Raw genomic sequence first — 22,429 nt, forward strand, 5'->3', positions numbered from 1 at the left:
GGTCCGGGCCGCCGCCGTGCCACCCGCACCGCTGGGAGGAACACCTTGACGTTACGCAACCGTCTGAGACTGCTCGGGGTCGCCGGTCTCGCCCTGTTCACCGTGTCGGCCTCGCTGCCGCCGGCCGCCGCGTCCGGGGCCGGGCCGGAGCGGCACCCGTCGGGCGGCGGGCTCTCCGCCGTCATCCGGTACACGGAGTACGGCATTCCGCACATCGTGGCGAAGGACTACGCACAGCTCGGCTTCGGCACCGGCTGGGCGCAGGCCGCCGACCAGGTGTGCACGCTGGCGGACGGTTTCCTCACGGTGCGCGGGGAACGGTCGAGGTTCTTCGGCCCGGACGCCGCCCCGGACTTCTCCCTCTCCTCGGCGGCGACGAACCTCTCCAGCGATCTGTACTTCCGGGGTGTCCGGGACAGCGGCACGGTGGAGAAGCTGCTGAAGGCGCCCGCGCCCGCCGGTCCGAGCCGGGACGCCAAGGAGACGATGCGCGGGTTCGCCGCCGGGTACAACGCGTGGATCGAGCAGAACCGGATCACCGATCCGGCCTGCCGGGGCGCGTCCTGGGTGCGTCCGGTGACGGCGCTGGACGTGGCGGCGCGCGGGTACGCGCTGGCCGTGCTCGGCGGCCAGGGGCGCGGCATCGACGGCATCACGGCGGCGCGGCCGCCGACCGCCGCTCCCCCGGCGGCCGGGGTCACCCCCGAGGAGGCGGCGACGGCGGCCCAGCGGCTGCTGTCGGCGCAGAACGCGGACATGGGCTCCAACGCGGTGGCCTTCGACGGCTCCACCACGGTGAACGGGCGCGGGCTGCTGCTCGGCAACCCGCACTACCCGTGGCAGGGCGGACGCCGCTTCTGGCAGTCGCAGCAGACGATTCCCGGTGAGCTGAACGTGTCGGGTGCGTCGCTGCTGGGCGCGACGACGATCTCGATCGGGCACAACGCGGATGTGGCGTGGAGCCATACGGTCGCCACGGGCGTCACGCTGAATCTGCATCAGCTCACGCTCGATCCGGCCGACCCGACCGTCTATCTGGTGGACGGCGAGCGGGAGCGGATGACGAAGCGGACGGTGAGCGTCCCGGTGAAGGGCGCGGCTCCCGTCACCCGCACCCAGTGGTGGACCCGTTACGGTCCCGTCGTCGACGCGATGGGCTCGGCGCTGCCGCTGCCGTGGACGACGAGCACGGCGTACGCGCTGAACGATCCGAACGCGACGAATCTGCGGATGGCGGACACCGGTCTGGGCTTCAGCAGGTCCCGCTCCACGGCGGACGTGGAACGCTCGTTGCACCGGAATCAGGGCATGCCGTGGGTGAACACGATCGCCGCGGACCGGGCGGGGCACTCGTTCTTCGCCCAGTCGCAGGTGCTGCCGAGGATCACGGACGAGCTGGCCGAACGCTGCTCGACCCCGCTGGGCCGGGCCACGTATCCGGCGTCCGGACTGGCGGTGCTGGACGGTTCGCGCGCGGACTGCGCGCTGGGCAGCGACCCGGACGCGGTGCAGCCGGGCATCTTCGGCCCGAGCCGGATGCCCACGCTGAAGAACCGGCCGTACGTGGAGAACTCCAACGACAGCGCCTGGCTGACCAACGCGGAGCAGCCGCTGACCGGGTACGAGCGGATCTTCGGCACGGTCGCGACGCCCCGGTCGATGCGGACGCGTGGCGCGATCGAGGATGTCGCGGCGATGGCGGACCGGGGCCGCCTCCGGGTCGCGGATCTCCAGCGGCAGCAGTTCGCCAACCGTGCGCCGGCCGGTGACCTGGCCGCCTCGGAGACGGCGAAGTGGTGCGCGGCGCTGCCGGGCGGCACGGCCGTGGGCACGGGCGGTACGCCGGTCGATGTGTCGGCGGCCTGCCGGGTGCTGCGGCGCTGGGACCGGAGCGTGGACAGCGACAGCCGGGGCGCGCTGCTCTTCGACCGCTTCTGGCGGAGGGCCTCGGCGGTGCCCGCCGCCGAGCTGTGGCGGACCCCGTTCGACCCGGCCGACCCGGTGCGCACCCCGCGCGGTCTGAACACCGCCGCGCCCGGTGTGGGCACGGCGCTTGCGGACGCGGTGGCGGAGCTGCGGGCGGCGGGCATCGCGCTCGACGCGCCGCTGGGCAAGCACCAGTTCGTCGTACGGAACGGCAAGCGGCTCCCGATCGGCGGCGGGACGGAGTCGCTGGGCATCTGGAACAAGACCGAGCCGGTGTGGAACGCGGCGGCGGGCGGCTATACGGAGGTGTCGTCGGGCTCCAGCTACATCCAGGCGGTCGGCTGGGACGACAGCCGCTGCCCGGTGGCCCGGACGCTGCTGACGTACTCCCAGTCGGAGAATCCGAAGTCACCGCACTACAGCGACCAGACCCGGCTGTACGCGGGCGAGCGCTGGGTGACGTCGCGGTTCTGCGAGAAGGACATCGCCCGCTCGCCGGCCCTGCGGGTGGTGCGGGTGCACGAGCGGCGGTAGCGCGGTGCGCGGTTGCGCCCGCTGTGAGAAGGGCGTCCGCCTCGGTGGGCGCCCTTCTCGCTGGCGTGTCGTGACGGCGTTCCCGGGCGTTCCTGGCGGATCATCCCGGGACGGCTCCGCCCTCCGCGCGCGCCCAGGCCAGCTGCGCGGCGCTCAGCGGCGGGTCGAAGCCCTCCGGGAACAGCAGCATGCGCGGCTGCGGCCACATGTTCTCCGGTCCGTGTTCCTGGCAGTCCAGGGCGAGGAGGTGCGGCCCGTCCCCGCAGGACTCGTGCCGGTAGGGGCGGTCGTGCGCCCGGCAGAAATAGCCGAACGCCGAGCAGTGGTCGTCGCCGCCCGGTTCGTGGAAGCCGGGGTCGCTGACGATCACGGTCACCGGCTCCTGCCGGTTGAGCCGAGGGACGGGCCGGGGATCACGCCACAGCAGTCGAGGAGGGAGCACCCGCCCATCCTGCCCCCGAGGCCGAGCCCGTGTGGACGCGCCCGCCTCAAAGAGGTCGCTCGAAGCCCTCCCAGTACGGTTCGCGCAGGCGTCGTTTGTAGAGCTTGCCGTTGGGGTCGCGGGGCATCGCGGTGATGAAGTCCAGGCTCCGGGGCCGTTTGTAGCCGGCGAGCCGCTCTTCGCAGTGGGCGAGGATCGCGGCGGCGAGTTCGGCCGACGGCTCGTGGCCGTCAGCCGGTTCGACGACGGCCTTGACCTCCTCGCCCCGGTCGGCGTGCGGGATGCCGAAGGCGGCGGCGTCCGCCACGGCGGGGTGGGTGAGCAGGGCGGACTCGATCTCGGCGGGGTAGATGTTGACGCCGCCCGCGATGATCATGTCGATCTTGCGGTCGCGGAGGAAGAGGTAACCGTCCTCGTCCAGCACGCCGAGGTCGCCGACGGTGAAGAAGTCGCCGATGCGGTTCTTGCGGGTCTTGGTCTCGTCCTTGTGGTAGCTGAAGCCGCCGGTGCTCATCTTCATGTAGACGGTGCCCAGTTCGCCCGCCGCGAGCCGGTTGCCGTCGTCGTCGAAGACGGCGAGTTCGCTGATCGGCCAGGCCTTGCCCACGGTGCCGGGCTTCTTCAGCCAGTCCTCGGCGGTGGCGAACGCTCCGCCGCCCTCGCTGGCCGCGTAGTACTCCTCGACACAGCTCCCCCACCAGTCGATCATGGCGCGTTTGACGTGGTCGGGGCAGGGCGCGGCCCCGTGGATGGCGTGCCGCATGGAGGAGACGTCGTAGCGGCCCCGTACGTCTTCGGGGAGTGCGAGCAGGCGGTGGAACTGCGTCGGGACCATATGGGTGTGCGTGCAGCGGTGGGTGTCGATCAGGCGCAGCATCTCCTGCGGGGCCCAGCCGTCCATCAGGACCAGCGGGTGCCCGATGTGGAGTGCGGCGCCCGCGAACTGGAGCACGGCGGTGTGGTAGAGCGGCGAGCAGACCAGGTGGACGTTGTCGTCGAACGGCCGGATGCCGAAGATGCCGAGGAACCCGCCGAGGTAGGTCTCCTCGGGCCGTTTGCCGGGCAGCGGACGCCGGATGCCGCGCGGGCGGCCGGTGGTGCCGGAGGTGTAGTTCATGACCCAGCCGAGGGTGCGTTCCTCGGGTGGGGTTGCGGGGTGGCCGTCGAGGAGTTCGGCGTAGGGGCGGCTGCCGGGGACCGTGCCGACGCCGTAACGGTGGGTGGCGGGCAGCTCCGCCTCGTCGGCGGCGGCCGTCGCGGTGGCCGCGAAACGTTCGTGGGCGATGAGGACGCGGGCCCCCGAGTCGGCGACGATCCAGGCGATCTCGGGGCCGACGAGGTGGTGGTTGACCGGGACGAGGTAGAAGCCGGCCTGCGAGGCGGCGAGGTAGGCGGTGAGGAGTTCGACGCCGTTGGGCAGGACGACGGCGAACGCGTCGCCCTCGCGCAGCCCGGCCGCGCGCAGTCCGTGGACCATGCGGTTGACGTCGGCGTACAGCCGGCCCGCGCTCCACTCCTCGCCGTCCGGGGCGATCAGGACGGTGCGGTCGGGGTCGGCGGCGGCCTGGGCCCAGAAGCCGTTGGGCGGCTGGTTCACGTGGCGCTCCTTCCGGCGATGCGGTTCATGCGGGTGACGGCGCGTTCGAAGCCGCGGGTCAGGTCGTCGACGACCGCCTGCACGCTGCGTTCGCTGGTCATCCGGCCGACGATCTGCCCGACGGGCGTGCCCAGCAGCTCCCCGACCTCGTACTTCTGGATCCGCGAGACGGCCTCGGCCACCAGCAGCCCCTGGAGCGGCATGGGCAGGGTGCCGGGTCCGGCCGCGTCGTCCCAGGCGTCGGTCCATGCGGTACGGAGCTGGCGTGCGGGTTTCCCGGTGAGGGCGCGGGAGCGGACCGTGTCGCCGGAGCCCGCGGCGAGCAGTTTGGCGGTCAGGGCCTCGGAGTGCAGGTCGGCCTCCTCGGTGGTGAGCCAGAGGGAGCCGAGCCAGACGCCCTGCGCGCCGAGGGCGAGTCCGGCGGCGACCTGTTCGCCGCTGCCGATGCCTCCGGCGGCCAGCACCGGCAGCGGGGCGACCGCCTCCACGACCTCGGGGACCAGCACCATGGAGCCGATCTCCCCGGTGTGGCCGCCCGCTTCGTACCCCTGGGCGACGACGACGTCGATGCCCGCCTCGGCGTGCCGCCGGGCGTGCCGGGCGCTCCCGGCCAGTGCGGCGACGAGGACTCCGTGGTCGTGGGCGCGCTCGATGACGTCGGCGGGCGGGGAGCCGAGGGCGTTGGCGAGGAGTTTGATCGGGTAGTCGAAGGCCACGTCGAGCTGGCCCCGGGCGACCTCCTCCATCCAGCCGGTGATGCGCCAGCCGGACGCCTCTCCTTCGGCCAGCTCGGGCACGCCGTAGCGGGCCAGGAGATCCCGCACGAAACCGCGGTGCTCGGCCGGGATCATCGCCTCGACGTCCGCCTCGGTGACGCCCTCGACCCTCTTGGCCGGCATGACGACGTCGAGGCCGTAGGGCTTGCCGTCGGCGAGTTCGTGCAGCCGGTCCAGGTCACGCGCGAGGTCCTCGGGCGCGGTGTAGCGGACCGCCCCGAGCACGCCGAAACCGCCGGCTCTGGTGATGGCCGCGGCGACCTCGGGGAACGGCGTGAAGCCGAAGATGGCGTGCTCGATTCCCAGTTGGCGGCTCAGTTCCGTCTCCATGGGCGGCAGGATGCCGCAGCCGGGCGGCCGAGGGAAGAGATTTTCTGATGCAGTGTCAGATTCTTTGCGGGCCGGGAGGCCCCCGGGAGCGCGGGGGTGACAGTAACCTCTGCGGCGGCAGGAACTTTCACTGCTCGGCGAGATTTCGGAAGTTACTTTCGCGCGGGCGCCGGCCCCCGGGTGCGCCCCGGTGACCGGGCGTCGGGCGCGGGAAGGAGTTGCGGATGACCGGGGACACGCGAGGGAACGGACGGGCGGCGGACGGCCGGGGCACGCCAGGGGGCGGAGGCCCGGCCAAAAGCGGAGGCCCGGCCGGGAACGGAAGCCCGGCCGGGGGCGGAGGCGGCTCTCCCTCCGGATTCCGTGCGGCCGGGAGCGGCATCGCCCGGCGGCGGCTGGGCGGCGGGATACTGGCGCTGGGCGGCGCGCTCGCGCTGACGCCGATTCCGCTCGCGGCCGCGGCCGCCCGGAGCGGGCCGGAAGCGAGCGCCGCGGACGGAGCGGCGGACACGGGAGCGGGCATGGAGTCAGGGGCGCACCGGCCCACGCTGCGACGCGGGAGCGCCGCGCGCGCCGGGCTGCTCCAGAGGCCGCTGGACCAGCTGGTGCGGGACGCCGAGGCCTATCTCGCCGACTCCCCCGAGCACCCCTGGTACGCGGGAGCGGTACTGCTCGCCGGGCGGGGCGGCACGGTGGCGCTGCACCGGCCGATCGGCAAGGCGGTGCGCTATTCGGCGTACGACGAGAAGACCGACACCGGAGTGGAGTTCCCGGCGGACCAGCAGATCGCGATGGCCGAGGACACCGTCTTCGACCTGGCCTCGATCTCCAAGCTGTTCACCTCGCTCCTGGCGGTCCAGCAGATCGAGCGCGGCCGGCTGGAGCTGGAGGCGACGGTCGCCTCGTACCTCCCGGACTTCGCGGGCGGCGGCAAGCAGGACATCACGGTCCGTCACCTGCTCACGCACACCTCGGGTTTCCGCGCCTGGATCCCGCTGTACCAGGAGCCGACGCGGGAGGGCAAGCTCCGCATGCTGTGGGAGGAGGTTCCCGCGAGCACCCCGGGCAGCGCCTACCTCTACTCCGACCTCAACCTCATCTCGCTGCAACTGATCCTGGAACACCTCACCGGCCGCCCGCTGGACGCCCTGCTCCGCGAGGAGATCACCGGCCCGCTCGGGATGCACCGCACCCGCTACAACCCGCCCGCCTCCTGGAAGCCGAAGATCGCGGCCACCGAGGACGCCCGGCTGCCCTGGTCCGGTCTCGATCGCGGTCTCGTCTGGGGCGAGGTGCACGACGAGAACGCCCACAGCTTCGGCGGGGTGGCGGGCCATGCCGGGGTGTTCTCCTGCGCCTGGGACCTCGCGGTCCTCGCCCGTACGCTCCTCAACGGCGGGGTGTACGGCCGCTCCCGCATCCTGTCCGAGGACTCGGTCGACCTGCTGTTCACCGACTTCAACACCGCGTTCCCGGGCGACGAGCACGGCCTGGGCTTCGAGCTCTATCAGCACTGGTACATGGGCGCGATGGCGACCCCGCGCAGTGCGGGGCACACCGGGTTCACCGGGACCAGTCTGGTGCTCGACCCGTCGACCGACACCTTCCTCATCGTGCTGGGCAACTCGGTTCATCCCGTACGGAGTTGGCGCTCGGGGAGCGCGCCCCGGGTGGCGGCCGCCAACCAGCTGGCGCGGGCCGTCCCGGTCCGGCCCGAGCGCGGGCGCACGGCCTGGTTCTCCGGGATGGCGAGCGCGTCCACCGCCACCCTCACACTGCCCGCGCTGCGCCTGGAATCGGCGGCGGCCCGGCTGGAGTGCGCGCTGTGGTGGGACACGGAACCGGGCTCCGACGGGCTCTTCCTGGAAGCGTCGGCGGGGCAGGACTGGCAGCCGGTGCCGTTCACCACCGTAGGTCCGGGACCGGGCCACCGGCCGGACCCGCAGCCGCATCCGGCCGGATCGGTGAGCGGCTGGTCGGGGCGCGTCTGGCACCGGCTGGAGGCGGACCTGACGGCCTGGCGCGGCCGGGACGTGCGCCTGCGGTGGCGTTACACCACCGACCAGCTATACGTGGGACGCGGCGCGTACGTGGACGGCCTGCGGGTCCGGGACGGCGTCCGCACGGTCTTCGACGCGGAACGGCCCCGGGACGCCGGCCGGATCGAGGCGACGGGCTGGACGCCGTCGGCCGACTGACCTGTCGTCCGTCCCGAACGAAAAGCAACGGACTCCAACGGACAACGAGGCGGGTCAGCCGCTCCGGGTGATCGCCCGGAGCGGTCGGCGCGTCAGCCGCCGGCGCTCCTCACACCGCCGGAGCGACCTCGTCCGGGGCGACCGCGCCCGGAGCGTCCGGAGTCTCCGCGTCCGCCGACGCGGGCTCGGAGGGCGCCGGCGCGGTCGACTCCCGGACCACCAGCCGCGGCCGGATCAGCAGGGAGCGGCCGGCCGAGGGCGCCGACTCGATCCGGGCGCGCAGCTGCTGGAAGGTCTCCGCCGCCATCTCCGGCAGCGGCTGGCGGACGGTGGTGAGCGGCGGCTCGAAGAGATCGGCGAGCAGGATGTCGTCGAAGCCGACCACCGACACATCGCGCCCCGCGGTGCGTCCGGCGTCCTTGGCGCCCCGGCAGATCCCGATCGCGCACATGTCGTTGATGGCGACGAACGCGGTCGGCGGACGGGGCCCGGAGAGCAGTTCGCGGGCGGCGTTGCGGCCCAGCTCGGCCGCGTCCTTGTCGCCGAACTCGCTGGTGTCGGCCCCGGGCCAGACCGTCGCGTCGGCCGGGTCGAGCCCGGCCCCCTCCAGCGCGGCACGGAAGCCCCGCAGCCGCTCGCGGCGGTTGACGCTGTTGACCGAGCCGGAGACGAACGCCAGTCTTCGGTGGCCGAGTTCGAGCAGATGGCGGGTGGCCAGCTCGGCTCCCATGGCGTTGTCCACACTGATGCTCGCCAGTGACGGCGGATCGCCCGCCTGGGCCGTACGGTCGAAGGCGACCATCTTCAGACCCCGGCTGAGCAGCGGCTCGACGTGTTCGAGGGAGGGCAGCGAGGAGCAGAGCACCACTCCGCTGACCCCGTCCGCCAACAGCTCCTCGCCGTACTTGAGTTCCCGGGCGGGATCGCGCTCGCTGTTGCAGAGCAGTACGTGGTAGCCCTCGGCGAGCGCGATGGCCTCCAGCTCCCGCGCGAGCGACCCCCAGAACGGGTTGGCGACGGAGGGCACGATCAGGCCGATCACCTTGATCCGGCCGGTGCGCAGCATCCGCGCCGCACGGTTGGGCCGGTAGCTCAGCCGCTCGATGGTCTCCTCGACACGCGCCAGGGTGGCCGCCTGCATGCGGTCGGTGCGCCCGTTGAGGACGTTGGAGACCGTACTCGCGGAGACGCCCGCAGCCGCCGCGACCTGATGGATCGTTACCCCGCTCATGCCACCTCCGGTTCGAAACTCCCTGACCACCCTAGTGTATCGATTTACTGAAGTCTCTCTACCGATACACCCGTTAACGTGGGCGAAAAATTCTTGTGCATCAGCTGTTGACGTCGCTCCGACGGCATTCCTAGTCTCAGTGCATCGATTTACCAGTACATCCCAGCCATGGCCGGGATCTCTTCACTGGATCGATCCACAGACTCCACCTCAAAAGGGGTGCTCATGGAACTCAACAGACGGTCGCTGCTCGCCGCCATCGGTGCGGGCACCGCCGCCGCGCTCACGGGCTGCGGCACCGGCACCTCCGCGGCCGGCTCCGCCGACGGTCCCGCCGAGGGCGAGATCACCCTCCTCACCCCGATCTACGAGGGCGCGAAGGGCAAGACGCTCCTGGAGGGCGAGACGCTGGGCGGGTTCCGGAAGAAGTATCCGGACGTCAAGGTGAACGTGGACTACACCACGTACGCCCAGCTCAACGAGAAGATCACCACCGGGCTCGCGGGCGGCCTGCTGCCCGACGTGCTGATGATGGGCGTCGGCTGGATCCCGCCGTTCGCCGCCAAGGGGGCGATCGCGGAACTGCCGGAGAAGCTGGCGAAGGCCCACGACTACGAGAAGCGGGTGCTGGAACCCTCCCGCCACGACGGCAGGCTGTACGCCCTGCCCGTCGTGCTGGACACCCGCATCGTGGTCTACCGCAAGGACCACTTCGCCGAGGCCGGCATCCGCAGGACGCCCGGCAACTGGTCCGAACTGCGCGCCGTCGCCAAGCAGTTGACGAAGAACGGCCGGGTCGGCTTCGACCCCTTCTCCATCGATCTGCGCCAGTGCTGGGAGACCTTCCTCTTCGCCAACGGCGGTCAGCTGTTCAGCGCGGACGGCAGGAAGGTGCTGTTCACCGACGCCCGCGGGGTGGAGGCGCTGCAGTTCTTCAAGGATCTGGTGGCCGACGGTTCGGCGGACTACGCGCGCAAGACCGACGCCGGAGCGCCGTCGAACGTGCAGACGGGCCGGGCCTCGATGATGATGACGACCAGCGCGCTGTGGGTCCAGGTCAAGGAACAGAACCCGGAGCTGATCGAGGAGGACAAGCTCGGCGCGTTCGTCCTGGCCAACCGCAGGCCCGCGATGCTCCAGGGCGGCACCCTGGTCACCCAGTCGGCGAGCTCCCGGCATCCGGCGGCGGCCCGCGCGCTCGTGGAGTACCTGGCCACACCCGAATCGATCCTCGGCGCGGCCCGGCAGCGCGGCTCGGTGCCCGGACTGCGGGATCTCAATGACACGGGGTACGTCAAGGAGAACCGGTTCGTCGACCTCTCCCTGAAGAACCTCCAGCACGCGGCGTCCGAGGGCGGCACCGCCGCCTGGATGGAGATCCGCGAAAAGATCAAGCCGACGCTGGAGCCCGCGATCGTGGGCGGCCAGTCGGCGAAGGACGCCGTCGCGGAACTCGGCCGGCTCGCCGAGGCCGCCATCGGCCGGATGTGAGGACCCGTCACCGTGGGAGCGACATCCGTACTGAAGGCGCGGCCCGTGCGGCCGCCCGCACCTCCTGAACCGGCGCCGCCCCGGCGCACCCGCCGGACCCCGACGGGCCCCGGACGCCGACGGCGCCGGGCCGGCATGCTCATGGTGGCGCCCGCGCTGCTGCACGCCTCGCTCTGGATCGGCCTGCCCGTACTGGCCGCGGTGGTCCTGGCGTTCACGAAGTACGACGTGCTGACCGCCCCGCAGTTCGTGGGGCTCGACAACTTCCGGGACATGCTGGACGACGCGGTCTTCCGCAAGTCCATCGTCAACACCGTCGTCTACACCTTCTTCACCGTGCCGTTCGGCATGCTGCTGGGCCTGCTGCTGGCGCTGGCCCTGCACACCGGGCTCAAGGCCCGCGGCATCTTCCGCACCGCGGTCTTCCTGCCGCAGGTCACGGCCACGGTCGCCATCGCGCTGGTCTGGCTGTGGATCTACAACCCGGGCAACGGCCTGTTCAACGCGCTGCTGTCGTTCATCGGCATCGACGGTCCGGCCTGGCTGTCCTCGACGCGGTGGGCGATGCCCTCGGTGATCCTGGTCGGCATCTGGCAGGGCATCGGCATGAAGATGCTCATCTATCTCGCCGCGCTCCAGTCGCTTCCCCGGGAGCTGTACGAGGCGGCGTCGGTGGACGGCGCCTCGAAGGTCCGGCAGTTCTTCTCCATCACGCTGCCGCTGCTGAAGCCCGCCACGTTCTTCGTGCTCATCACGTCGATGATCGGCGCGTTCCAGTCCTTCGACCAGATCTACATCCTCACCGACGGCGGCCCCGCCAACAGCACGACGATGATGACCTACGAGATCTACAAGTCCGCCTTCCGGGAGTTCCGCGTCGGATACGCCTGCGCCCAGTCCCTGGTGCTGTTCGTGCTGCTGATGGGCTTCACCCTGGTCAACCGGCGGATCATGGGAGGCACCCGTGGCCACAGTTGAGACGCGGAAGCCGGTGGACGTCAGCACCGTGAAGCGCGGACGCGACGGCCGGCGGCCGGTGTCCCCGGGCCGGATCGCGCTCTATCTCACGCTCTCGGTGATCTCGCTGCTGATGGTGGTGCCGTTCGTCTGGATGGTGCTCACCTCGCTGAAGTCTCCGGTGGAGATCGCCTCGCAGGACGCCGGACTCCTGCCGAGCAGCTGGCAGTTCGGCAACTACGTCGACGCGTTCGAGGCGGCCCCGTTCGCCACCTACGCCCGCAACAGCTTCATCATCGCCTTCAGCCACACCGTGCTGAACGTGCTGGTCGCCTCCATGGCCGGGTACGCGCTGGCCCGGATCAGGTTCCGGGGCAGCGAGGTGATCTTCTACCTCTTCATCGCGGCGCTGATGATCCCGACGTACACGAAGGTGCTGCCGGAGTTCCTGATCGTCCGCTTCATGCCGCTGGCCGGCGGGAACGACATCCTCGGGCAGGGCGGGAGCGGCTGGCTCGACACCTGGTGGGCGCTGATCATCCCCGGCGCGGTGACGCCGTTCGCGGTCTTCCTCTTCCGCCAGTTCTACCTCGATCTGCCGGTGGAGCTGGAGGAGGCGGCCCGCCTCGACGGCCTCGGCGAGTTCCGCATCTACGCCCGGATCATGACGCCGCAGGTCAAACCGGCGCTCACCACCGTGGCGCTGCTGACCTTCGAGTCGTCCTGGAACAACTTCCTGTGGCCGCTGCTGGTGACCCGGACGGACAGCCTGCGGGTCATCCAGGTCGGGCTGTCCGTCTTCAAGACGGAGAACGGCACTCAGTGGCACTACCTGATGGCCGGCACCACGCTCGCCACCCTTCCCATGGTGCTCCTCTTCCTCATCGGCCAGCGCTACTTCGTGCAGGGCTTCGCCACCGCCGGTCTCAAGTGAACCGCCGGTCCCACGTGAACCGCCGGTCCCACGTGAACCGCCGGTCCCACCTGACCGGCCCCCGGCCCGCCGCGGCCGGAAACCGAAAGGGCTTCACCCATGTCTGCTGATCTTCACGGCTCCCGTGCGCTGGTCACGGGGGCGGGGCACGGCATCGGCCGCGCCATCGCGCTCGCGCTGGCCGAGGCCGGCGTCGATGTCGCCGTGCACTACCACTCCTCCGCCGACCGGGCCGCCGACACGGTCTCCGCGATCGAGGCGCTCGGCCGGCGCGCCAAGGCGTTCGCCGCCGATGTGACCGTGAGCGCGGAGGTGGACCGGCTGGTCGAGGAGGCGGCCGGGTTCCTCGGCGGACTCGACGTCCTGGTCTGCAATGCCGGTCACCTCGTCGGCCGCGCGACCATCGCCGAGATGACCGACGAACACTTCGACCGGGTGATCTCCACCAACCTGAGTTCGACGTTCCGCACGGTGCGGGCGGCGCTGCCGCATCTGCGGCGGTCCTCGGCCGGACGCGTCATCACCATGTCCTCGCTCGCCGCGCACAACGGCGGCGGCCCGGGCTCGGTGGCGTACGCCGCCGCCAAGGCCGGGATCCGCGGCTTCACCAAGGGACTGGCCAAGGAGCTGGCCGGAACCGGCATCACCGTCAACGCGGTCGCGCCGGGCTTCATCAAGGGCACCGCCTTCCACGACACCTTCACCGCGCCCGCGGCGCAGGAGGCCATGGAGGCGGGCATCCCGGTCGGCCGGGCCGGCACCCCCGAGGACGTGGCGTCCGCCGTGGTGCATCTGGCCTCGCCCGCCTCGGGCTTCCTCACCGCGACCACGATGGACATCGACGGTGGCGTATGGCCGCGTTGAGGCGGATCGCGCGGGAGCGCGGCGGCTGGTGGCACGCGTACATCTGTCCGGCGCACGGGGTGGAGCTGGAGCACGGCGATCTCCTGGCCGGGGTGTTTCCCGAGGGCGGTGCGCGGTGTGCGCACGGCTGCCGGGTGGACACCGAGGCGGTGCGCGGCGCGTGGCTGGTCCTCTCGCACCAGGCCTGGGCCCGGCGACTGCGGGTGCTGGCTCACCGGGGCGAGCGGGCGGAGGCGGTGGAGCGGCTGGTCGAGTACGCGGGCCTGTACGCCGAACTGGCCGCCGGCCGGCACGGCGAGGCCCAGAGCTGGATGTTGCGCGGCCGGCTCTTCCACCAGGCGCTGACGGACGCCATCTGGGCGGTGAACGTGGGGCACGCGGTGCTCACGCTCGCGGAGAAGGAGGCCGGTGACCTGGCGGCGGTGCTGCCGCTGCTGGAGGCGCTGGAGGAAGCGGCGCTGGAGGCCCGGGAGGTGCTGATCTCCCAGGGGCAGCTGGCCTCCAACTACACGGCGTGGCTGAACGCGGCCGGTGTCGCGGCGGGCCGGGCGGCGGCGGCCGTCCGGGAGGAGGCCTGGGAGGGCTCCGGGTGCTGGCTGGAGGGCGAGCACGGGCTGTACGCGCATCTGCGGGCGGCCGTCGCGGACGACGGCTGGGAGTGGGAGGGCAGCACCTATTACCACGGCTTCGTGCTGCGGGCGGCGCTGCTGGCGCTGCGCTCCACCGTCCCCTCCGCCCTGCCCGCCGACGTGGTGGGCGTGCTGGCGGGGATGACGGACGTGCTGGCCGCCGTCGCGACGCCGGGCGGTGTGCTGCCCGCGCTGCACGACGGCCCCTACCGGCGGAACGCCCTCGGCCTGGAGTGGCTGGAACTGATCGCGCTGGCCCAGCAGTCGGTGCCGTCGGACGCGCTGGCGGTGGTGGCGGACCGGGTCCGGGCGGAGCTCGGCGACGCGGACGACGCCCTGGACCGTGAGCTGGGCGGCTGGTTCGCCGGTCCGCCGCTCCCCCGGCGGGCCGCGCCCGACCCGGTCACCGTGTTTCCCTCGACCGGGTACGCGGTGCTGCGGGCGGCGGGCATCCACGCGCTGGTGGACTTCGGCCCGCACGGCGGGTCGCACGGCCACCGGGACAAGCTCTCGCTGTATCTGTACGGCGACACCACCGCGTGGCAGCCGGACCCGGGGCAGGTGCCCTACGCCCACCCGGAGTTCCGCGATCTGTACACCTCGACGGCGGCGCACCCCGCGTTCCGGGTGGACGGCGCCGAGCAGGCCGAGTGCGCCGGTGCGCTGACCGCGGCGGACGCCGTGTCGGTGACCGCCGAGGTGACGGAGGCGTACGAGGGCGTCCGGGCGGTCCGCCGGGTGACCGTCGGCCCGTGCTATCTGGTGGACCTGCTGACGGTGGAGGTCACCGGGCGGGAGAACCCCCGGGTCACCGCCCAGCTGCGGCCCGGCACCGCGCTGGACGTCCAGGTGCAGGCGGCGGGCCCGGTGCGCACCACCTGGTACGGGGACGAAACGCTGCACGGCTGGCACACGCAGAGCGCCGGAGTGCCGGTGCGCCCGCTCACGCTGCCGGGCCCCGGTCCGGCGGACGACCCGCAGCGCACCCGGACCCGGGTCGACTTCACGGCCGAAGCCGCGCACACCGTCTTCGCCTCGGTCTACCAGGCGGCCTCGGCGGGCCCCGCGGTGAGCGACGTACGGCTGGACGGCGGTGAGCTGACCGTGGAACTGGCGGACGGTTCGACGGCCCGCTTCCGGACGGAGGGCTGAGCCGTGCTGCTCTCGGCGACCCCACCGCCCGGTCCGCGCCCCGCGCAGGAGGCCCGGGTGCGCGAGGAGGCGGCCCGGCACCGCGCCCTGACCCCGCCCCGCACCCATCCGATGGCCAGCATCACCTGGCTCGGCCCGGCCGCGTCGAACCCTGCCCTGGCCTACCGGGTCGGCGGCGATCCGGCCGATCTGGCGGAGAGCATGCGCTGGATCGAGGCGGCGGTACGGCTGCCGCACTGGGGCCGGGCCCATATGCCCGACCACGACCTGGACGCCGGCTGGCTGCTGCACCATCTGGCGCTCGCCCTGCGCTGGATCGGCGACGATCTGCCGGAGGACGTGGGCGCGCTGCTCCGGTACAAGCTGCTGCTCCAGGGGCGTCGCCTGTACGACTTCGCGGTGGCGAGCGAGGGCCGCTGGTGGTCGTCCTCGTACTGGCAGAACCACAACTGGATCTGCTACGCGGGTCTGGCGACGGCCGGCTATGTGCTGGGCAAGGAGGAGTGGACCGAACGGGCGAAGTCGAACCTCGCCACGGTGCTGGAGGTGATGCCCGAGGACGGTTCGCACGCGGAGGGGGTCGTCTACTGGCGTTACGGAGTCCCGTTCCTGGCGATCCATCTGGATCTGCTGGCGGAGGCCGAGGGCGTCGACTGGTGGGACCGGGGAGGCTTCATGGCGAACACCTTCGGCTACCGGCTGCACCAGAGCGCGCCCGGCTTCGCGTTCACGGTCGACCACGGCGACTGCCACGACCGGCGCAGCGGCCACAGCGCCGCGCTCTACTACCGGCTGGCCGCTCAGTACGGCATCGCCGAGGCGCAGTGGCTGGGCGATCTGGCCTCGGGCGAGCTGCTGTGGGCGGAGGCGGAACACAGCGGGGTGCGGCCGGGCATCCTGCCGGAGGCGTACCTCGAATACCTCTGGTACGACCCGGCCGTCGCGCCCGCCCGGCCCACCGCCACCCGGGCGTTCTTCCCGGATCTGGGGCTGCTCGCGGCCCGCACCGGCTGGGGCGACGACGCCACCGCGGTCTCGTTCAAGGCGAGTCCGGGCGGCGGCCACCGGGCCTGGGAGACGAGCGCGAAGCACCGGGCGGAGCTGGGTCACGAGACCCTGAACCAGGGTCATCACCACCCGGACTCGGGCTCCTTCGTCCTGCTGTCGCAGGGCGCGTTCCTGGCCGTGGACGACGGCTACAGCAACCGCAAGCGGGCGGCGCACCACAATCTGCTGCTGGTCGACGGGCAGGGGTACGCGGACGAGGACCGCTACCACGTCTACGAGGGGATTCCCTTCGAACGGCAGGCCCGGCAGCGGGACGTGCTGGTGGGCGAGGAGGAGGGGTGGGCGCACGCCACGGCGGAGATCGCCGCGATGTACGACCCGGCCCTCGGAGTCCGCCGGCTGGACCGGACGCTGGTGTTCACCCCGGCGGGGCGGCTGGTGCTGCTGGACCTGGCGGAGGCGGACGAACCACGCGCGTGGACGTTCCTGCTCCGGACGGACCGGCCGACGGAGGAACACGCCGACGGCTCCCGGCTGATCAGGTCCGGGGAGGCGACCGCGCGGGTGCGGCGGCTGGCCCCGGACGAGGCGTCGGTGCGCACCGGGGTCACGGAGGTGGAGGCCAATCCGACGTCCAGCACTCCGGAACTGCGGCTCGTACGCACCCTGCACACGCTGGACGTGACCACCGCCGCCTCCCGTACGGGCCTGTTCCTCACCGCCATCACGCCGGACGCCGCGTGCGCGGTCGCCGGGGCGGAGTCGGCCGAGGGGCACGGCGTGCGGTTCGCGGACGGCGAGGAGAGCGTGTTCCTCTCCCCCGTCGACCGCCGTGTCCGGGGCGACGGGCTCTCGGCGGACGCCGCCGCCGTCCTGCTCTCCGCCGGCGGAGCCCCGTACGTCGTGGCGGCGACCCGGCTGGAGCTGGCGGGCCGGGTACTCCTTGACGTGACGGAGCCGTACACCGGAAAGGTCGGGTAGCTCATGGGGACACCTCTCACATCTCCGCCGCCTCTGGCGCCTCCGGCGCCTCTGCCCGGGGCGGTGGCCCCGCCGCCCGCTCCGGAGGCCGCTCCGTCCGGCTGGCCGACGCTGCTGCGCCGGCTGGAGTTCATCGCCTATCCGGCCGCCGCCGGGGCCGCGTTCACGCTGCTGGCGCTGGGGGTGGTGACCTGGCTGCCCGCGCTCGCCGCGATGGGCCGTGCGCTCCAGCGGTGGCGGGTGGACGGGGACAGCCGCTGCTTCGCCAACACGCTGGCCGCCTTCGGCGGGTACTGGCGCGCGCTGTGGCGCCACAGTCTGCTGTCCACGGCCGCCGCGGTCGTGCTGGCCGCCAACACCGCGTATCTGCTGGGCCGTTCGGAGGCGTGGACGTTTCCGTTGCTGGCCGCGCAGGTGGGCATCGCGGCGGCGTTCGTGATCCACCATGTGGCGCTCGCGGCCGAGGCGGGCCGCGCGCCCGAGGGCGGTGTCCGGGGCTGGTCGGCCGGGGCGCTGTCGCTCGGCTTCGGGTCCCCGGCCCGGGGCACCGCCCTGCTCGGCGCGGTGGTCTCCGCCGTCCTGCTCTCCCTCGTCGTACCGCTGGGGCCGCTGCTGCTCGGCCCGAGCGTTCCGGTCCTGCTCGCCCTGTCCTTCGCCGATCCCAGGAGGCACACCTCATGAGCCGTGTTCCGCGCACTGCCCTGGCCGCCGCGCTCGTCGCCGGCCTCGCCCCGCTCCTCGTGACGACACCGTCGGCCGCCGCCCCGGCGGCGAGCGCGTACTACGTGTCGCCGTCCGGCAGCGACGCCAACGCCGGTACGTCGGCGGGCGCCCCGCTGGCCACGATCCAGAAGGCGGTGGATCTGGCCCCGGCGGGCGCGGTGGTGCACCTGGCCCCGGGCACCTACCGGCAGGACGTGGTGACCGCCCGGGCCGGGGTCACCATCACCGGTCCGTCGAACGCCGTGGTGAAGGGCGCGGGCGAGGCCCGGATCATCCAGGTCCGGCACGACAGCACGACGCTCAGCGGCTTCACCGTCGACGGGCTGCACGGCTCGGCCTCGGACGTGTCGGGCTACCGGCTCAAACTCATCTATGTCATGAGCACAACCCCCGGGAACGGGGTCGGCGGTCTGCGCATCACCGGCATGACCCTCAAGAACGCGGCCGACGAGTGCCTGCGGCTGCGCTATCTCGTCACGGGTGCCGAGGTGAACGACAACACCATCACCGACTGCGGGGTCGCCGACTTCGTGTTCGACGGCGGCGGGAAGAACGGCGAGGGCATCTACCTCGGCACGGCCCCCGAGCAGCAGGGCTCCAACGGGGCCCCGGACGCGGCGGCCGACGTCAGCCGGAACAACCGCATCCATCACAACACGATCGTCACGCGGGGCAACGAGTGCGTGGACGTGAAGGAGAACGCGACGAACAACTACGTGGAGCACAACGACTGCAGCGGCCAGCGCGACCCCAGCTCCGGCGGGCTCGACGCCCGGGGCAGCGGCAACATCTTCCGCTACAACACCGTCCACGACAACGTCGGCGCGGGCGTCCGGCTCGGCGGTGACACCGCGACGGACGGCACCGCGACCTCCGTCTACGGCAACACCATCACCGGCAACGCGGGCGGCGGCATCAAGTTCATGCGCACCCCGCAGGGCCCGGTCTGCTCCAACACCATGAGCGGCAACACCGGTGGCGACGCCGTGGGCACCTACGGCAGCTCCTACGACCCGACCGGTGTGTGCCCGTGACCGCCCGGGGGCCCGCGAGACGCGGGGTTCTGTACGCGGCGGCAGCCGGAGCCGCCGCGGTCGCCGCCACGGCGACGGAGGCGCGGGCGGCGGGCGCCACCGGCCCCGGACGTTCACGCTGGACGACGTCCTGGGCCACCGCCCAGACCGCGCCGACACCCACCGATCCGGTGGCGTACGCCGGTCTCACCGACGGCGACTGCACGGCCCTGCTGCGGCTGTCGGCCGGCGGAGCGGTCCGGCTGCGGTACGCGAACACCTTCGGGGCCGCGCCGGTGCTGGTCGGGCCGGTGACGGCGGACGGCCGGCCGGTGACCTTCGCCGGGCGGAGCCAGGAGTGGCTGGCGGCGGGCGCGAGTCTGACCAGCGACCCCGTCGCGGGGCTGCGGGTGGCGGACGGGGCGCGGCTGGAGGTGCGGACGCGGGTCCCCGGCCCGACCGGTCCGCTCTCCTTCCACCGCAACACCCATGCCTGGCACACGGTCGACGGGGTGCGCACCCGGTCGGTCCTGCTGCTGACCGGGGTGGAGACCACCGGGGCGCGCGGCCCGGTGGTCGCGGTGTTCGGCGACTCCATCGCGGAGGGCGTCGGCACCCCCGACGACGCCGATCTGCGGTGGCCCGACCAGCTGGCGCGGCGGCTGCCCGGTTCGGCCGTCGCCAACCTCGGGATCAGCGGCAACCGGCTGCTGCTCGACGACGTCCGCTTCGGGCCCGGCGGCCAGGCCCGCTTCGACCGCGATGTGCTCGGGCTGCCGGGGCTCCGGACGGTCCTCGTGCACCTGGGCGTCAACGACCTCCAGCAGCCGCCCGGTCAGAGCGGCCCGGACCCGGTGCTGTCCGGCTACCGGCAGCTGGCGCTGCGTGCCCGGGGCGCCGGACTGCGGGTCGTGGGCGCCACCATCACCCCGTTCGAGGGGTGGACCCGCTGGTCGCCGGAGCTGGACGCCGTCCGGGAGCGGATCAACCGGGCCGTGCGCACCGGGCGGATCTTCGACGGCGTGGCCGACTTCGACGCCGCGCTGCGCGACCCGGACCGCCCTTCCCGGATGCTTCCCGCGCACGACAGCGGCGACGGTCTGCATCCGGGCCCGTCGGGTCACGCGGCGCTCGCCGCCGCCGTCGACCGCCGACACCTGCTGTGAGCCGAGGCCTTCCGTGAGCCGACACCTTCTGTGAGCCGACACCTTCCGTGAGAGGCGACATGACGAACCGAGGCACCACCCGGCGCACCGTCCTGACCGGTGCGGCCGCCCTGGGCGCGGCGGCCACGCTGCCCCTGGCCCTCGCCGGCCCGGCCCGCGCCGCGTCCGGCACCGCCCGGACCGGGGCGCCGGACGCGGCGGCGCTGCGCGCCCGCTGGCACACGCTGCTGACCGGCGGCCCGGACCTCGACCGGGACGACGAGCGGATCGCCGCCGCCGTCGCCCGGGTGGGGCGGGCCGGGGCCACCGCCGCCACCGGCCTGGACCCGACCCGGACGGACGGGCTGTTCCCCGACCTGACCAGCACGACGCTCTCCAACCATGTGACGACGTCGTGCAAACGGCTGGCGACGGCGGCCACCGCCTGGGCGGTCCCGGGCACCCCGCAGCACGGCGACCCGGCGCTGCTGGCGGCACTGCTGGGCGGCGTCGACTGGATGCTGACCCACCGTTACGGCCCCGAGCACACCCGGTTCGACAACGACTGGGACTGGGAGATAGGCGCGGCGCTCGCGCTCGGCGACACGGCGGTGCTGCTCCACGACGAGCTGGGCGCGGAGCGCCTGGAGCGGGTCACGGCCGCCGTACGGCACTACACGCCGGACCCGAACCTGTGGCGGGCCGACCGGCAGATCGCGACCGGCGCCAACCGGGTGTGGGTCTCCACCGTGGTCGCCGTCAACGCGGTGCTGCGCGGCGACGGCGATGCGCTGGCCCGGGTCCGTGACGCTCTTTCGGACGTCGAGGGTTCGGGCGCCAACAGCGTCCTGGCCTTCAACGACACGGGCGGCGCGGCGGCCGGCACGGGCGAGGGCTTCTCGTCCGACGGCTCATTCCTCCAGCACTACAAGCACCCGTACAACGGCGGTTACGGCAAGGAGCTGCTGGGCAATCTGTCCCGGCTGCTGAATCTGCTGGCCGGCACGGCGTGGGAGGTGACCGACCCCGATCTGGACAACGTGCGCGGCTGGGTGGACGACGGTTTCGACCCGCTGATGTTCCGGGGCGATGTGATGGCGTCGGTGTGCGGGCGGGAGATCGCCCGGCCGAGCAAGCAGGGGCACGCCTCGGCGCAGACGGTGATCGAGGCGGTGCTGCGGCTGATCCCGTGCTTCCCGGGCGAGCCGGCGGACCGGTTCACGGCGCTGGTGAAGCAGTGGATCGCCGAGGACGGCTACCGCGACTTCCTCGCCGCGACGGACCTCGCCTCGCTGGTCGCCGCGCAGCGGGCGATCGCCTCCGCCGTCCCGGCCCGCGGCCCGCTGGTCGCCCACCGGCAGCACCCCCGGATGGACAAGGCGGCCCACCACCGCCCCGCGTTCGGGCTCGGCATCTCCGCGTACTCGACCCGGATCTACAACTACGAGTCGATCCAGAACGAGAACCTCCACGGCTGGCATCTCTCGGACGGGATGGTGCTGCTGTACACCGACGATCTCGGGCACTACAGCGAGGACTACTGGCCCACCGTCGATCCGAAGAGGCTGCCCGGCACCACCGTCCTCGCCGGACGTCCGGCCGACGCGGCGGGGCAGCGCACCACCAGCACCGCCGACTGGGCCGGCGGCACCGCGCTCCCGGGCACCACGCTGGGCGCGTACGGGATGGAGCTGCGGGCCTTCGGCAGCACGCTGCACGGGCTCAAGAGCTGGTTCTGCCTCGACGACGTCATCGCCTGTGTCGGCTCCGGCATCACCGCGGATGCGGGGACCGCGGAGACCGTGGTGGAGAACCGCAAGCTGCGCGACCCGCGGGCCGCGCTCCTGGTCAACGGCACGGCGGCCCCGGACGCTCCCGGCTGGTCCGCCGGACTGACGGACGTCCGGTGGCTGCACCTGGCCGGAACCGGCGGGTACGTCTTCCCGAGGCCCGCCTCCGTACGCGCCCTGCGCGAGGAGCGCACCGCGACCTGGCGGGAGATCAACCTCAAGTACGGCACCGACACCCCGGTCACCCGCCCGTACCTGACGCTCTGGCACGACCACGGCCCGGCCCCGAGCGGCGCCGGCTACTACTACCTCCAGCTCCCCGCCGCCTCCGCCGGGCGCACCCGGCTGCTGTCGGCCGCGCCGCCGGTGGAGCTGGTCGCCGACTCGACCGCCGTGCACGCGGTGCGGCGCGGCGCGGACGGGCTGCTGGCGGCCAACTTCTGGCGGGCCGGCTCGGCGCGCGAGCTGCGCTGCGACGGTCCGGCGTCCGTCCTGGTGCGCCCGAAGGATCGGACCGTGGGCATCGCCCTGTCCGATCCCACCCAGCTCCGGTCCACCGTGGTGGTCGAACTGGCCGGGCGCGGGCTGACGCTCGCCTCGGGCGGCCCCCGGGTGAGCGCGGCCCGCACGCCGGGCGGCATCCGGATCACCGCCGACACCTCGGGGCTGAACGGCGCGACCCTCGACCTCACCCTGAAGAGGAGCTAG

Annotated in this window: 16 protein-coding genes; 12 read left to right on the top strand and 4 right to left on the bottom strand. The window is 72.8% G+C overall.

What is annotated here, in order from left to right:
- Nucleotides 1-45 precede the first annotated feature (45 nt).
- Nucleotides 46-2,460 (top strand): acylase, encoded by a 2,415-nt coding sequence (locus ACSMXR_RS00670; RefSeq protein WP_473170930.1) that lies wholly within the window; start codon nucleotides 46-48, stop codon nucleotides 2,458-2,460.
- Nucleotides 2,461-2,560: 100 nt separating this feature from the next.
- On the opposite strand, the gene ACSMXR_RS00675 is transcribed toward ACSMXR_RS00670, so the two are convergent.
- The 3 genes from ACSMXR_RS00675 to ACSMXR_RS00685 form a co-directional block, all read right to left on the bottom strand.
- Entirely contained in the window at nucleotides 2,561-2,836 is a 276-nt protein-coding gene (locus tag ACSMXR_RS00675) for a hypothetical protein (RefSeq protein ID WP_473170931.1), read from the bottom strand.
- 112 nt (nucleotides 2,837-2,948) lie between these two features.
- A complete protein-coding gene (locus ACSMXR_RS00680; protein ID WP_473170932.1) occupies nucleotides 2,949-4,499 on the bottom strand; it encodes an acyl-CoA synthetase in 1,551 nt (516 codons plus the stop codon).
- Nucleotides 4,496-5,605, bottom strand: coding sequence for an NAD(P)H-dependent flavin oxidoreductase (locus ACSMXR_RS00685; protein WP_473170933.1), 1,110 nt, complete (start codon nucleotides 5,603-5,605; stop codon nucleotides 4,496-4,498). Before ACSMXR_RS00685 ends, ACSMXR_RS00680 begins: the two co-directional genes overlap by 4 nt.
- 224 nt (nucleotides 5,606-5,829) lie before the next feature.
- On the opposite strand from ACSMXR_RS00685, the gene ACSMXR_RS00690 reads away from it, so the two are divergent.
- Nucleotides 5,830-7,803: a serine hydrolase domain-containing protein gene (locus ACSMXR_RS00690; protein WP_473170934.1), complete on the top strand. Its 1,974-nt coding sequence runs from the start codon at nucleotides 5,830-5,832 to the stop codon at nucleotides 7,801-7,803.
- 109 nt (nucleotides 7,804-7,912) lie between these two features.
- Here ACSMXR_RS00690 and ACSMXR_RS00695 read toward each other — a convergent pair whose 3' ends face one another.
- Nucleotides 7,913-9,034 (bottom strand): LacI family DNA-binding transcriptional regulator, encoded by a 1,122-nt coding sequence (locus ACSMXR_RS00695; RefSeq protein ID WP_240805859.1) that lies wholly within the window; start codon nucleotides 9,032-9,034, stop codon nucleotides 7,913-7,915.
- Nucleotides 9,035-9,259: 225 nt separating this feature from the next.
- Between ACSMXR_RS00695 and ACSMXR_RS00700 the strand changes: the two genes are divergently transcribed.
- The 10 genes from ACSMXR_RS00700 to ACSMXR_RS00745 all read left to right on the top strand — a co-directional run bounded on the left by ACSMXR_RS00700 (nucleotide 9,260) and on the right by ACSMXR_RS00745 (nucleotide 22,429).
- Nucleotides 9,260-10,525 (top strand): ABC transporter substrate-binding protein, encoded by a 1,266-nt coding sequence (locus ACSMXR_RS00700; RefSeq protein WP_137231203.1) that lies wholly within the window; start codon nucleotides 9,260-9,262, stop codon nucleotides 10,523-10,525.
- Between the two features lie 12 nt (nucleotides 10,526-10,537).
- On the top strand, nucleotides 10,538-11,503 hold the full coding sequence (locus ACSMXR_RS00705; protein WP_308342439.1) for a carbohydrate ABC transporter permease: 966 nt from the start codon (nucleotides 10,538-10,540) through the stop codon (nucleotides 11,501-11,503).
- Nucleotides 11,490-12,416, top strand: a complete 927-nt coding sequence (locus tag ACSMXR_RS00710) for a carbohydrate ABC transporter permease (RefSeq protein ID WP_137231199.1) — start codon at nucleotides 11,490-11,492, stop codon at nucleotides 12,414-12,416. The genes ACSMXR_RS00705 and ACSMXR_RS00710 overlap by 14 nt, the downstream gene beginning before the upstream one ends.
- A 99-nt stretch (nucleotides 12,417-12,515) precedes the next feature.
- Nucleotides 12,516-13,280, top strand: coding sequence for an SDR family NAD(P)-dependent oxidoreductase (locus tag ACSMXR_RS00715; RefSeq protein ID WP_473170935.1), 765 nt, complete (start codon nucleotides 12,516-12,518; stop codon nucleotides 13,278-13,280).
- On the top strand, nucleotides 13,268-15,061 hold the full coding sequence (locus ACSMXR_RS00720; RefSeq protein WP_473170936.1) for a heparinase II/III domain-containing protein: 1,794 nt from the start codon (nucleotides 13,268-13,270) through the stop codon (nucleotides 15,059-15,061). Before ACSMXR_RS00715 ends, ACSMXR_RS00720 begins: the two co-directional genes overlap by 13 nt.
- Before the next feature lie 3 nt (nucleotides 15,062-15,064).
- A complete protein-coding gene (locus tag ACSMXR_RS00725; RefSeq protein ID WP_473170937.1) occupies nucleotides 15,065-17,050 on the top strand; it encodes a hypothetical protein in 1,986 nt (661 codons plus the stop codon).
- A gap of 63 nt (nucleotides 17,051-17,113) precedes the next feature.
- Nucleotides 17,114-17,731 carry a hypothetical protein gene (locus ACSMXR_RS00730; RefSeq protein WP_381854137.1) on the top strand — a complete coding sequence of 206 codons (618 nt, stop codon included), beginning with the start codon at nucleotides 17,114-17,116 and terminating at the stop codon, nucleotides 17,729-17,731.
- The gene (locus ACSMXR_RS00735; RefSeq protein WP_473170938.1) at nucleotides 17,728-18,807 is read left to right on the top strand and encodes a DUF1565 domain-containing protein; all 1,080 of its coding nucleotides are present in this window, start codon (nucleotides 17,728-17,730) and stop codon (nucleotides 18,805-18,807) included. Before ACSMXR_RS00730 ends, ACSMXR_RS00735 begins: the two co-directional genes overlap by 4 nt.
- Entirely contained in the window at nucleotides 18,804-19,952 is a 1,149-nt protein-coding gene (locus ACSMXR_RS00740) for an SGNH/GDSL hydrolase family protein (protein WP_473170939.1), read from the top strand. The genes ACSMXR_RS00735 and ACSMXR_RS00740 overlap by 4 nt, the downstream gene beginning before the upstream one ends.
- A 59-nt stretch (nucleotides 19,953-20,011) precedes the next feature.
- On the top strand, nucleotides 20,012-22,429 hold the full coding sequence (locus ACSMXR_RS00745) for a polysaccharide lyase 8 family protein (protein WP_473170940.1): 2,418 nt from the start codon (nucleotides 20,012-20,014) through the stop codon (nucleotides 22,427-22,429).

The organism is Streptomyces sp. DSM 106670 (genome assembly GCF_055792845.1).